Here is a 13,031-nt window from a genome sequence, read left to right on the forward strand (position 1 = left end):
AAACCTCGGCGGATGCACACCAAGCAAAAAATTCAACAAGGGCAGGAAAACAATGATCCCAAGAATCACATACAGCAATTCCCAGCTCACAAGATTCTTCTCCCCACGAAAGGAGATCTTTAAAGAGAATCATATAGAGAGGCAGATTGAAGTGTCATGAAGTAAAGATCGACAACTTCCTACTGCCTCTCAGAGAACCCCTCAAGGACATCACCCGCGAGAAACTACTAAAAGAGCCTCTGGAACGCGCGATTGGTGTGATCTATCGACCCGAAACCGAGTTACAAAGCCATTACTTTTTTGCCTCCTTACCTCACCAATTTGATGAATATATCTGGTTTGATGAAACGCGGGCAGTTGAAGCAATAACCAGAGGGACGACCAAAGATATGCCGGATACCTTTCCATTTGGTTTGTAACTGCCGGGGAAAGGCTACCCAGCCATACAACAGACCCTCATCCATGTTCGCACGATCATGCAAAACTTCACCCGCAACCAACGCGGTGCTCTCACACCCTTTCCCCTACAAGACCCGTCCCTTGACAGTTTGAAAAGTTCAGAAAACGTGATACAAACTGACTGCACCACATTCGTGAACCACCTCAGTCGAAATATTACAAGAGAACACCAGCAAACACTCTCACGATTCATAAACGTTCCCAATCATGAGGAGGTCCCCATGCCCAATTCCGTCCACCTTGCCAAGTATTACAAAATGATGGTTCCCCATAAAGCGGGACAAGGAAGGAAGCTCTTAGATAGAGTACCTACAACAGTCCAAGATTAACCTGTTGGCCTTTCTTGCTTTTCCGAGAAAAAACGGGAAGGCCCAATTCGACTGTGTGCCCGTCGACCCTGCCACGTTTACGTCCGCCGCCAAAAAGGCCAAATGGAACATCAAAGGTCCCAAAGACTGTTTTGTCATCGATGATAAGGATCAAGTGGGCGCCTTCGCTGAATTTGAGCGGGAGATGATTCGGGAACGGACCCAGGCTGGGTTAAAGGTCGCGAAAGACGAAGGGCGAACAGGTGGCCGAAAGCCCACTCTTCTGGAGGACCAACGCACGGATATCATCGAGAATATTCTCGACGGGAGAAAAACCGGCGCACAGATGGCGAGGCTTTATAATGTCAGTGAGGCGACTATTTCCCGGGTGATGACCGCCCACCGACAGGTCCTGGCCCGCGATTAAGTGCCACGGGTGTGATACCCGTAGGTATCTATTTGTCTATGGTTCGGGAAGTGGTTATCTTGATGATATTGATGATAAGAAAGGACGGGGTATTCCGAATGACTGAGGTATATCTTCCCAGGCAGACAGGGTAGGAGGAAGGATGACCGTCTAATTCCGATCCATTTTTTACCAGAAGGAGCTGAACTATGAAAAGAGGAATGGTTGCCCTAACAGGTATCGTTTTGGCTAGTCTCTCTCTCGGTTGTGAGCAGACCAAAACACAGGTGCTGCCTCCCCACCTTTCCTCTCAGCCTACCAAGGAGTGGTCCGCAGAAGAGCATCGGGAGGCTGCTGACCTGATCCATGAAGAGGCTGTCCGGCTGGAAGACCAGGTGGCTCACTTGGAGCAACGGGTGGAGCGGTTCAACAAGAAGCCGTATCTGGATCCGAAAGAAATCAAACGACAAAGCTGGAAGAGACGTATGGGAGCATACCGTGCGGAAATTTCGGAGCTTTATGAAAAAACCGCCTGGCATCATGGGGAGGCCGACCGATTTAACGGGGTGCTGTCATCTGAAGAGAATATGCTGCCTCCCCACCTTTCCCCTCAGGCTGCCAAGGAGTGGTCTGCAGAAGAGCATCGGGAGGTTGCCGACTTGCTTGATGAAGAGGCTGTCCGGCTACAAGCCAAGGTGGCCCACTTGGAGCAACGGGTGGAGCGGTTCAACAAGAAGCCGTATCTGGATCCGAAAGAAATCAAACGGCAAGAGTGGAGGGCGCTTATAAGAGCAAACGGTGAGGAAATTTCGGAGCTTCATGAACAAATTATTTGGCATTATGGGGAGGCTGAACGGCTTTCCACGATGCCGCCATCCGAAGAGAGTGAAAAATTGGGAGAAGGCAAAAGATCCTAAGGGGGTTAACCCTTCCGCCAAAAAGTTGTTTGACTCAAGCCAGGAGGGAGCAGATTTAGGGTAGCAGGCACATTCCTGTAATTTTACACCCTAGGCGTACAATTTCGCAGGGATAGGCATAGCACTCGAAAGTCTATGGCCGTTTATGTTCGTTTGTTGGGCTAGACCCAAGTCTCTACTTCTTTCCCACATCGAATAGACAACGATGATTCTTCGCCGGATGTTCTGAATCGAAGGCTTAGAACACCACACTCTTCCCTTCTCAACATAATATCGAACATTGATCTCGTGGACCTCGTGTTCTGGCAAAACAATTGCTATCATTCGTCGATGATTCCGGATTTGGTGAATGACCAAAAGGCCAGTGCAACTACCTGACAGGAGAATCCGGAATTCTGACCATGGTTCAGCCATGATTCCAAATAACCACCGTGCATAGTCAAGGGAGTTGTTCGTGATAGAAAGTAGTCTTCAACAAGTGCATTTGTCTCCCCTTAGTGACCGGAAGTTTTTTCCTTCTCCCGCCGCATGGGAGGATCAGGTCTTATACTTTTTAATGCTCGACCGTTTTTCGGACGGTCACGAAAAGGGATACAAAAGCAATGACGGGACAGACGTCCGGCGCGGCACTGTTCCCCTCTTTCAGGCAACCGATGCGGGCAATGCGGATGCATCTCATTGGAAGGCAGCGGGCCAGAAATTTTGCGGAGGAAATTTGTCCGGACTGACGAGCAAGCTGGGATACCTTGAACGTCTCGGTGTGACTGCCATTTGGATCAGCCCCATTTTCAAACAGGTGAATTTTAAGGACACCTATCATGGATATGGCATTCAAAACTTTTTGGATGTCGATCCGCATTTTGGTCAACGGGAAGATCTGAGAACACTTGTCCGGACCGCTCACGCTCACGGGATCTACGTCATTCTGGATATTATCCTCAACCACACCGGTGATGTGTTTCGATACAATCCCAATCGCTATCGGACCGAACATAACGGGCAGATCTTCAACGATCCCCGCTGGGATGGCCAACCCTATGACGTGCAAGGCTTCCATGATCAATTCGGAGAACCAACGCTCCCCTTCCAAGAACTCGACCTCGCAAGCCAGCCTGCCGCCTGGCCACATGGAGCCATCTGGCCGCAGGAATTCCAAGACCCGCAGGCCTTTACTCGAAAAGGACACATCACCAATTGGGATTTTTCACCTGAATTTCTTGAAGGGGATTTCCTTGACCTGAAAAATATTCAACTTGGTTCGGGCGACGTCGATCAGTATGAGCCGTCTGATGCCCTCAAAGCGCTGGCCGAGGTCTACAAATTTTGGATCGCCTTTGCGGACGTCGATGGATATCGGGTTGATACCGTCAAGCATATGGACCTGGGAGCCAGCCGGTACTTCGCTTCGGTCATCCATGAATTTACCCAATCCATCGGCAAAGAAAACTTTTACCTTATTGGAGAAATTACCGGAGGCAGAACTCGCGCGTTTCAGACCCTGGAAACGACGGGCCTGGATGCCGCACTTGGCGTCGATGACATCCCGGACAAAATGGAATACCTGGTGAAGGGCTATCGCAACCCGGAGGAGTATTTCCAGTTATTCCGGAATTCCATTCTGGTTCAGAAAGAATCCCACGTCTGGTTTCGCAACCGGGTGGTTACCCTGTTTGATGATCATGATCAAGTACGAAAGGGAGAGAATAAAGCCAGGTTTTGTGCTGATCCTGATGGGCCGGATGGACTCGTCAATGTGCTCGCGCTGAACGCGCTCACGATGGGCATTCCCTGCATGTACTATGGCAGCGAACAGTATTTTGACGGGCACGGACAGAGTGATCAATTCATTCGTGAATGCATGTTCGGAGGAGAATTCGGCGCCTTTCAAAGCCATCAACGGCATTTCTTCAATGAAGAGAGTCCCGCGTATCGGCAACTCGCCCTCATCTTACGCCTTCGTCGTGACAAGTTTGCGTTACGACGTGGTCGACAATATTTGAGAGAGATTTCCGGAAACGGAATCGACTTCGGGCTGCCACGCATGCTGGGTGGGCAGATTCGTTCAGTGGTGCCTTGGTCCAGAATTTTCAATGACCAGGAAATTCTCCTGGCAATGAATACCGACTATGCTGCACCCCGAAGCGCCTGGGTGACCATTGATGACGGGCTGCATCAGGCCGGCCAAACCCTCACCTGTCTCTATTCCACGAATGGGGGACAGATCGGTCAGGAGACGACCATTGAGTCGAGAAATGGCAAAGCGGTGGTGCTCACCATTCCAGCCGGCGGATTTGCCATCTATGAGTAAAGAATGTGGTCAACAGGAGATGAGTGCGTCAAGGCGGAGTTGCGGGAGGATCCGTTAAGGCTTCGCCTGTCATGGGGACAAACACCACCGGTAACATTTCGGTTTCCTGATATCCCTCCTTGGTGCGACGGATCAACAGAAGACGTTGAGGGTAGTCTCCGACGGGAAGAATAAGACGTCCGCCGATCTTAAGTTGCTCCAATAGTGGCTCTGGAATATGGGTCGGCGCCGCCGTCAGGATGATCGCATCAAACGGGCTTTCGTCCGGCCAACCCTTATAGCCATCACCAGCCCGCACGATCACATTGTCATAACCAAGTTCTGCCAGAGTTTTTTTCGCTCTTGTGGCGAGCGGTTCAACGATTTCTATGGTGAACACTTTTGAAACTAATTCAGCCAGGATTGCGGCCTGATACCCTGAACCTGTTCCTATTTCCAAGACCTTCTCTTCCGGCTTCAGCTTTAGAGCTTGCGTCATATACGCAACAATGAAAGGCTGAGAAATCGTCTGCCCATAGCCAATGGAGAGTGGAAAATCTCCATAGGCAGCTTCAGCATGTGAATCAGGCATAAACCGGTGTCTGGGAACCCGGCGCATGGCGGCCACAACCGCTGGATCGGTGACACCTCCCGCGACGAGTTGGGTATCCACCATCGAATCCCGTTCAACTTGCCTTGTGTAATTGTTCTCTTGGGTCATTGCCTGTTTTCCATTTCCACATCCGAACACCATAAATAATACTCCACCAAATATCACAAAGAAGGCAAGTGGATGATTTTTCCAACTCTCAGTGATTGAGATTCTCATGTCGCCACTAGGGCTCCAATATGTCTTTTCATCAGAAAATACAGCGGAATACCAGCACTCAGGGTCAGGCAGGCCCAGAAGGTTTCAACCGGTTTATCCGCACTGGGAAAAGTCATGATCACTCAGGCAACCAGGATATAGCACAAGGGCAACACAGGACAGAAGAAAACCTGATAGCGACAAACTAATTGCGGCCCTCATGCGCGAGGATATAGTGACGGCCCCAACCGTCAGTGCGGTGAATGATGGGAGCACCCTTCCGCTGTAGGCATACGTCACAAAAATAAAAGACCCCACCAAGGCTCCCGGCCAACATCCGATTTTGTTGAGGTCATAACCAAATGTTGCCAATCACCATGGCCTACCGTGAATGGCGCAATCCATGAGAAACAGAATTGCTCCCACTGTTAAGACGGTGAGAAACTGTTGAAGGAACCCGTCCGGTCCAATTCCCCACATGAACCACAGCCAGGCTCCAAATCAAGTCCAGGGAAAATCCCTGATCAGGAGAGTGGAATCCGGTTCACTCGGGACGAGTGGACCATGTGGTCAATCAATCATGCGTGCTGCGAGACAATAGAATCTATCTGGTTAGTATTTGTGATATCCTCACATATCCCATTTCGAGTATTTTCATCATGACCGTCAGCATATCCCGAATTGTCCTTTGGCTAAGGCCTCACAAAAATGTTCCATGCCAGCAAGTTCCTGCTTAATCATTTCTTGAACCTCTCCCGAAATCCGCTTCAGTGAATATCCCTTATTCACCCCGACCTGAGCGGACACCACCAATGGTTGATTCACCGGTGCACCGATCCGACTGACCATCCATACCGTGGCATCACGGACACCGGGTATTTGTGCATGCGCGCGCATGGCCAGCTCACGAGCCCACACATTATAAATTTTCCCAACGTGGCTGACAGGGTTTTTTCCCGCCGCCGCCTCTCCGCTCATCGGTCGATTCAGCGCGATGACTCCGGAAATACGGTTCCCCCGTCCCACCTGCCCGGAATCTCCCTGTTCCGCAGAAGTTCCCAAGAGTGTCAGATACATGCCCTTCAGGCCTTGCCCCGGGCGATCAAGCGCATTCAGGACCACCTCCACCCGTTTACAGGTATGAGGTTGCTCATAAATAAAGCCCTGCACATTCTCAAGGGCTTTCGCCTTTCGGGCAAAATAGATTTTTTCTGTGGTGATTCGTTTGGCAAGAAACGGCATGGCCACCGTCAGGGACAGCATCCGGTCTATTCGAACGGCCATCACCTTGACATCCTCACCGGTTTCCGGAAATGCCCGCTTAAACCGTGTCCCGTTTACATACTGTTCAAGGGCCACCACCAATTGCTCAGTAGGCGTGAGGGGGGCATAGCCAACCCCGGCTGAGGTATCGTTGGCGGGAAGCACCCCCGGGCCATGTTCAAAAATCGCCCCGAGTTCGGCTGAAGTCGGTTGCAATTCAATTTGATACCTCATATGCGTATCGGGATTCACATGGGGCAAATGGCTTTTGATCCAGGTTCGCGCCGTCTCAATGGCTATATCAGCCACCGGAATGCTTGTTTTGGAAACGCCGAAGGAAGCCCGATCTCCCAGGATCAGGCGCATCGGGTTTGTCACCCGACCGCCTCCCAGATGCAATTTCACCTGGCCCGCCACCAGCAGGCATTTATCGATATTATGGTGCAGGATATGGCCGAAGTTCTCTTGGTACGCTTTGGACAGTTGAATGGACACGGCTTCGGCAATAGCATCACAAATGGTATCGGGATGGCCCTTGCCTTTCCGTTCCACAATTTCAAGAGGTTGCGCATCGACCGAAACGGCTGGTGCCTGGTGAATCAGAATACGCGTCTTCATACTGAGAATCCGTCAGGGAGCCGTAATGTCACTGGACTTCTCTCGCAAGGTCTTCACCAACTCTTCGTAGGAGGAATCACGAATAATGCGATCGAATTGAACCCGATAGTTTTTGACTAAGCTCACTCCATCCACCACCACATCGTAGACCCGCCAGTTGCCATCTTTCAGAAGAAGCCGGTAATCGAGAGCGATTTCCGTTTTGTTTGACGCAATCGTAGTTTGCACTTCTGCAAAGGAATCTTTGAGCCGTTCCTTGAGATATTGGACTGTTTCTCCGGAATAGTTCTCAACTTTTCCCGCATAGGTTTTCGAAAGAAGCGTTTGAAACAATGTCGCAAATTCTTGATGTTCCGGCTCACTCCGTTTCTTCCAATGTGCCGCCAATGATCGTTTGGCCATCTCCTCAAAATCAAAATGTTGCCCGATCGTTTCCTCCAATAATTCCCGGCGATGGGTGGCTTGATCCGGCTTCTTGAGGTCTTCGTCGGTCACCAGTCGAATGACCTCATCGATGGTGCTTCTGACCACCACGGTAGGAGCTTCCACACCTAGGGCAACACTCACCACACTGAAAGCCACAAACGCAAAAACGGTTCCCAGAAACCCCGTTTTCACCAGGGAACATTTGCTGGTCACGGAGAACCACCTTTACTTTTCAAACCCATACACCCCCTTTTCTCGTAATTATTTCGTGAATCACCCACAAAATCACTACCCTACTTTTTCATCCTTTCATCCGCCGGTACACACCTCCATTATCAACATTGCCGATCAGAATGAATAATGTCTTAGGGAATAAATCTGCAACTTATATACCTTCCCCGAGGACTTATTGGAAGGAGAAAAAGTTTGTCATGCCCGACAGTATTAATCAGGCATCCATTTGGTCGTCCTGGATTTCATTTGGCATAGATTCCCGCTGAAAACCAGCAGGGATGACGACAGAGAGAGATTATCCATAAAGGCACGAGGCTTGCTTCACAAATGTACGAGCAACGATCCTGGTTTCATGGAGCTCACAAAAAAATTACCTTTCACACCATTTACCTAAACCTTTAGGGGACAGAGGCCAACACATGAAACCCGATAACGTGGAACTGTTAAAAGTCAAAACTTGTGGAAAGACCATTGTGTCTGTTGAGCCATCCAGGTGGTCGGGAGAGGTGAAATCTCTTGTGAAGAATCAGGACTATGTCTCCATCACCCTGGATGACGGGACGGTTTTGGAGGTTAGTGGGTTGTATATTCGAGATGGAAATAGCTCCTGACGTCATCTTGAATAGTCCCGGATGGTATGTAGACCATCCAGGAAACCTTTTCCGGTTAATAGGAGTGAAAGAAAAAGGAGAAACGCATGAGTCTTCACCCGATAGCCACAGTGGGCCTCAGAACCATCCAGGAAATCTCCACACTCCATGATTTCCGTTTTCACCACGATCAGAATGGATTGGCCATCACAAAAGAACTTCTCACCTCATCCTTTCCAGGTGCTCCAGTTGTCAATACTCACGGGCACTGTGTGGGCTTCATCAGCCAATTTGATGTGCTGACGGTGCTGGAAGCGGGACGAGATGTCAGCCAATTAACCGCAGAGGAGATCATGGTGGCGGACCCTATCGCGATTGATATTTCCACCACATTAGCGGAGGCTGTCAGACTCATGAAGGAAAGGCATTTCCTGGTACTTCCCGTTGAGCAAGATGGAGTGGTGATAGGATGCCTGACCCGGCAGGATCTTTTGCGGGCATGGGTTGGATCGGGATTAGACCAAAAAGGCTAAGTGAAGACAGCGCAAGCGAGTAGGAACCCGTCAAAGCAAAATGTAAAGTGTTGCAATATGGGGCTTTGTGAAAAGAGAGAGGTGTTGCAAGATGCGACAATATCGCATTTCCATGAGATTCAATGGCTTCACCCAGGGGAAGAAGGAACAATGCCTTCTCAGCCTGCTCATATTTGTCATGAGCTGCGTCTGCATCCTGTCATGGCTGGGAGAAGTCCGGGCACAGAAGCAGACCACCATGATCTCTGTGGGCGAATCGATTTATCGTGTGCATTGCCTCCGGTGTCACGGAAAGACAGGCGACGGCAGGGGTCCGGATTCATCGGCTTTAATCGTGCCTCCAAAAGACTTCCATTCTCCGGAATCTATAGCCAAAACCGAGTTAGACCTTCGTACGATCGTCATTTGGGGCGTGGTCTTCAGCCCCATGCATGGTTGGTGGGATCGATTGAGTTCAGCGGAGATTCGGGAGGTGATCAGCTATATCCGGCAATTAGCTCCCTATCAACCCAGGATCTAAAGTTTGAGGTGGAGGAAACCTCATAAGGAGTTCACGTGATGCCTCTCTACGATTACAAATGTCTCAAGTGTGGCAAAGAATGCCTACTGGCCTTAACACTAAAAGAACATGAAGCCGCAACAGGGGCCTGTCCCTCATGCGGAAGCAGGGAATTAGAGCAACTGATCACGAGCTTTATTGCGAGAACCAGCTCCAAAAGTTGACGATTGCAGAGACCGCTGGGTGCCGGAGTAAAATCCTTTTCCCGAAAACTTGGTGTGGGAGAACTTAATCAATTGATTCACTTTCAATCGCTCGAACCGCATTACCATTTTTTCTTTTTCCTATTCTCCCCTTCTTTTCCTCCCATAGAAAAAACATGACAGCCGAAAGGATCGAGACGGACGTACAATCCCTGTTGGATGAGATCCTCTCGCCCACCCTCAAAGGATAGTTCGCTGAACTGATCATACAAGGTGTAGAGAGGGAATTTGTGCGATTCCATTCCAAGCTTTCCGTTCAGGCGAATATACGCTTGGGCCACCATGGGACTCAGATTCACCGCGATGAGTCTCCAATCCCGGTCGGTTGTCCATTGATACGCGATGACATTATTGAAAGAATCGTCGCCGGCAAAACCCACGGTAAGAATGGCCCACTCTCCAGCGTGAAACACCTCATCATTGGTGATCGCCAGGATACGGTCATAAAATGCGACGGTCGCTTCATCAGGGGATTCGTCCAGGGCTCGACAGAGTTGCACCGGAATCCGGATACGCTTTCCAGTGAGTTGCCCTTGATGATACAGACGCATGCCCGGCAATGTGCCCATCAGGACCCCGACCGCAGGGAGACGGACGTTTCCAAACGCCACCGCACTTCTCGGCTCATCGTGATTTTCCAAAAATCGGACAAGTTTGCTTTGAAAGACCGTATCAGCCTGAAGATGCAGGGCGACCTCATGTGGGGTCGAATGGCGAAGCCGATCATACAAGCGTTTGTCGTAGGTAAAGTGAAAGCCAAGTTGCTGAAGCTCCCATTCTCTATCCCAATACACCTCTGCAATCCATATGAAATCCGGCAGGAGTGGGATGGCTTCTGTCCAGAACTCCCCGGAAGGGCAGACGTCGCCCTTCACATGATTTTCCCACGTCTGTGCAAACACCTCATTGAGCACCAACATCGCCATATCACAGCGAACGCCATCACAATAATTTGCAATATGTTGCAGTTCGCCAATCAGCGCCTTACGCATGTCCGGATTGAAGTAGTCTAATTGCGCGGTGTCTGTCCATGCAGGACAATTGGGATCCTTGCCATGAGCCAGATATCGAATGCCTTTTGAGGTGTCGATGGGGAAAAACTTCGAGGGGAAATTTGTGACATCCCTGGATGTCCCTTGAACATAGTACTCAGGATGTCTGGTGGTCCACTCATGATCCAATGCGGTGTGATTGGGCACAAAATCCAGAATCAATTTGATGCCGCGGTCATGGAGTTTTCCCAATACTTCCTTCAGTTGCTCCCAGGACCCCAGCTCAGGATCTGGCTGATACGCCCGAACGGCATAGGGGGAACCCACGACCTCGTATTCCTGCCAATCGGGAAGGGCTTTGGCGTATTCCTTTTGTAAATCACAATGTTGTCTTGCGATCCGTCGGCCAAGAGGACTGCGCTCCCACAAGCCCATAAGCCACAGACAATCAAACCCCTTTGCCTGAAGCTCATCCCATTCTTGATCGGGCACGTCGCCAAGGCGAATCGTTCGGTTCATTTTCTGGGAGAGGTCGTGCAACCACACCCAGGTATTGATTTCATAAAGATGAGGATGCGGGCGAGATGAAGGTGCCGGAGATCGCGATTTCATAAGGATGAATCCTATCCGTCTCTTTCAAGTGTACTAAGAAATTCCACACGATCAGGAATTTGTTTGCCGGGAGAGGTGCGTTCTTTCCTGAAGGTGTTATCGGAGATTCCATCCCTCGTCATGCCAATGTTATTCATCGGGCATCCACACGAAGAAAACATTCGGATGGATCCACGATGACAACCGGCGGAGATAACGGAAAAGCGCTATCATGCCCACCAGCATAAACCATAAAGCATTGCTCTCGACCAGTTCAGCTAATCAGAGTTGTCATCCTGAGACAATGGCGAAGGATCTGATCCTGGGATGACAAATATCGGAACGCCATCTCCATCCTCGCCCCATCTGCCATTCTTCTTTGCCTTAGATCGCTCCCATAGGGTCCATGTTGAACCGATAGAGCCCGGAGCCGTTTAAAGGTGGAAATCTCCGGCGGCTTCAGGTTGATAGAGCACCTCTTCAATTTTCACCTTTCGTATTCCTAACGGAACCGGCCATTCGATAATATCCCCAACCTTGTACCCCAGAATAGCCGTTCCGATTGGTGCAAGAATAGAAATTTTTCCAGCCTCAGCATCAGCATCACGTGGAAAAACCAACGTATAGATCAGATCTTCCTCTTTGCTCGCATCTGACAACCGGACACGTGAGTTCATTGTCACGACATCAGGCGGAATGTCTTTCGGGGCAACAATATGCGCCCGGTCTAACTCCTCTGATAACCCTTCCAAATGAATACTGGTACTCTTGCTGCCTTTGAACGTTTGCCAGACACCTAAGAGTTCAGTGAGTCTATTTAGATCGAATTCAGTAATATAAATGTCTCGGCGCTCCATCACACCTCTCCTTTTTTTCTTGTCAAAATAAAACTCAGATAAACATCCAGGTCATCAACATGAGAGTTGATACCACAAATAGGTTTATCGCTGCGTTATGTTACCGGAACAGGCCATAAATCAAAACGACCCTAGTAATTCTGAATGTGAAGCTAAAACTCATACGGCCACTTCCAATCTTTAATTTCTGGCATATCCGCACGGTACTTAGCAATGGACATTTTATGATCGATCTTTTTAACACGAATAGCCTGCTTGGCATAGGCCGCAAGATATCCCAGTTTTGGCACACGATCTATCACATCTGCCACGAGATGATACCGGCCAAGGTCGTTATAGAACAACCATATCAAAAGGCGTGGTCGTCGTGCCTTCTTCCTTATAGCCTCGAACATGGATATTTTTATGGTTGGTTCCCCGATATGTCAGACGATGGATCAACCAGGGATACCCATGAAAGGCAAAAATGACAGGTTTATCCGTCGCAAACAGGGTATCGAATCCTTATCGGACAGGCCATGAGGATGCTCGCTCTGCGGTTGAAGCTTCATGAGATTCACCACATTTACGAACCGAACCTTCAAATCGGGTACCTGCTTCCGAAGAAGGTCCCGCAGCCAATGTCTCCACAGTAGGAATATCTCCGGTACAGACCATCACCACATCGGGTTCTCCGCCGTTATCGTTACTCGCCCATTCCCAAATTCCAATACCGGCGGTGCAATATTTGATGGCCGCATGCATGCTGAGACATTGCAGGCCCGGTTGTTTCCTTGCAACAATGACATTGACAAGATTTCAACTCCAGAGACATGTATCCGCGACGTCCAGTCAGCAGAGAGCCTTTCAGCCAACCCTGGGAGGTATGTTCACTGGGAATTCCAACACCCCCGATCCGGAGCCAGATGATTATGTTCAGGAATGGTGTCTGCCACCCATCGACGATTAGTCACTTCTAGCAGGGCAGGGAGCGGTTGGAC

The 13,031-nt window shown here is 49.8% G+C and carries 14 protein-coding genes and 1 pseudogene; 7 read left to right on the forward strand and 8 right to left on the reverse strand.

Annotated elements, in window-relative coordinates:
• Positions 1–146: 146 nt before the first annotated feature.
• From AAH187_RS15095 to AAH187_RS15110, 4 genes are all read left to right on the forward strand, one after another.
• On the forward strand, positions 147–419 hold the full coding sequence (locus AAH187_RS15095; RefSeq protein ID WP_342349299.1) for an erythromycin esterase family protein: 273 nt from the start codon (positions 147–149) through the stop codon (positions 417–419).
• Between the two features lie 424 nt (positions 420–843).
• Positions 844–1,194, forward strand: coding sequence for a recombinase family protein (locus AAH187_RS15100; RefSeq protein WP_342349300.1), 351 nt, complete (start codon positions 844–846; stop codon positions 1,192–1,194).
• A gap of 188 nt (positions 1,195–1,382) precedes the next feature.
• Positions 1,383–2,090 carry a hypothetical protein gene (locus AAH187_RS15105; protein ID WP_342349301.1) on the forward strand — a complete coding sequence of 236 codons (708 nt, stop codon included), beginning with the start codon at positions 1,383–1,385 and terminating at the stop codon, positions 2,088–2,090.
• Between the two features lie 454 nt (positions 2,091–2,544).
• A complete protein-coding gene (locus tag AAH187_RS15110; protein ID WP_342349302.1) occupies positions 2,545–4,398 on the forward strand; it encodes an alpha-amylase family glycosyl hydrolase in 1,854 nt (617 codons plus the stop codon).
• A 28-nt stretch (positions 4,399–4,426) separates the two neighbouring features.
• On the opposite strand, the gene AAH187_RS15115 is transcribed toward AAH187_RS15110, so the two are convergent.
• From AAH187_RS15115 to AAH187_RS15125, 3 genes are all read right to left on the reverse strand, one after another.
• Entirely contained in the window at positions 4,427–5,206 is a 780-nt protein-coding gene (locus AAH187_RS15115) for a protein-L-isoaspartate(D-aspartate) O-methyltransferase (RefSeq protein WP_342349303.1), read from the reverse strand.
• A 645-nt stretch (positions 5,207–5,851) separates the two neighbouring features.
• Complete coding sequence (locus AAH187_RS15120; protein ID WP_342349304.1) at positions 5,852–7,066, reverse strand: methionine adenosyltransferase; 1,215 nt, start codon at positions 7,064–7,066, stop codon at positions 5,852–5,854.
• A gap of 12 nt (positions 7,067–7,078) precedes the next feature.
• Complete coding sequence (locus AAH187_RS15125; protein WP_342349305.1) at positions 7,079–7,705, reverse strand: ABC transporter substrate-binding protein; 627 nt, start codon at positions 7,703–7,705, stop codon at positions 7,079–7,081.
• A 440-nt stretch (positions 7,706–8,145) separates the two neighbouring features.
• Between AAH187_RS15125 and AAH187_RS15130 the strand changes: the two genes are divergently transcribed.
• The 3 genes from AAH187_RS15130 to AAH187_RS15140 all read left to right on the forward strand — a co-directional run bounded on the left by AAH187_RS15130 (position 8,146) and on the right by AAH187_RS15140 (position 9,369).
• Positions 8,146–8,337 (forward strand): hypothetical protein, encoded by a 192-nt coding sequence (locus AAH187_RS15130; protein WP_342349306.1) that lies wholly within the window; start codon positions 8,146–8,148, stop codon positions 8,335–8,337.
• An 86-nt stretch (positions 8,338–8,423) separates the two neighbouring features.
• Positions 8,424–8,849, forward strand: coding sequence for a CBS domain-containing protein (locus AAH187_RS15135; protein ID WP_342349307.1), 426 nt, complete (start codon positions 8,424–8,426; stop codon positions 8,847–8,849).
• 91 nt (positions 8,850–8,940) lie between these two features.
• Positions 8,941–9,369 (forward strand): cytochrome c, encoded by a 429-nt coding sequence (locus AAH187_RS15140; protein WP_342349308.1) that lies wholly within the window; start codon positions 8,941–8,943, stop codon positions 9,367–9,369.
• Positions 9,370–9,673: 304 nt separating this feature from the next.
• Here AAH187_RS15140 and AAH187_RS15145 read toward each other — a convergent pair whose 3' ends face one another.
• From AAH187_RS15145 to AAH187_RS15165, 5 genes and pseudogenes are all read right to left on the reverse strand, one after another.
• Entirely contained in the window at positions 9,674–11,215 is a 1,542-nt protein-coding gene (locus tag AAH187_RS15145; RefSeq protein WP_342349309.1) for an alpha-amylase family glycosyl hydrolase, read from the reverse strand.
• A gap of 413 nt (positions 11,216–11,628) precedes the next feature.
• The gene (gene rnk, locus AAH187_RS15150; protein WP_342349310.1) at positions 11,629–12,051 is read right to left on the reverse strand and encodes a nucleoside diphosphate kinase regulator; all 423 of its coding nucleotides are present in this window, start codon (positions 12,049–12,051) and stop codon (positions 11,629–11,631) included.
• A gap of 152 nt (positions 12,052–12,203) precedes the next feature.
• Positions 12,204–12,404 carry a hypothetical protein gene (locus AAH187_RS15155; RefSeq protein WP_342349311.1) on the reverse strand — a complete coding sequence of 67 codons (201 nt, stop codon included), beginning with the start codon at positions 12,402–12,404 and terminating at the stop codon, positions 12,204–12,206.
• Positions 12,385–12,602: pseudogene (locus AAH187_RS15160) on the reverse strand (hypothetical protein). The gene AAH187_RS15155 and the pseudogene AAH187_RS15160 overlap by 20 nt, the downstream one beginning before the upstream one ends.
• Positions 12,556–12,795 (reverse strand): hypothetical protein, encoded by a 240-nt coding sequence (locus tag AAH187_RS15165; RefSeq protein ID WP_342349312.1) that lies wholly within the window; start codon positions 12,793–12,795, stop codon positions 12,556–12,558. Before AAH187_RS15165 ends, AAH187_RS15160 begins: the two are co-directional and overlap by 47 nt.
• Positions 12,796–13,031: the final 236 nt, after the last annotated feature.

The organism is uncultured Nitrospira sp. (assembly GCA_902500695.1).
GTDB lineage: Bacteria > Nitrospirota > Nitrospiria > Nitrospirales > UBA8639 > Nitrospira_E.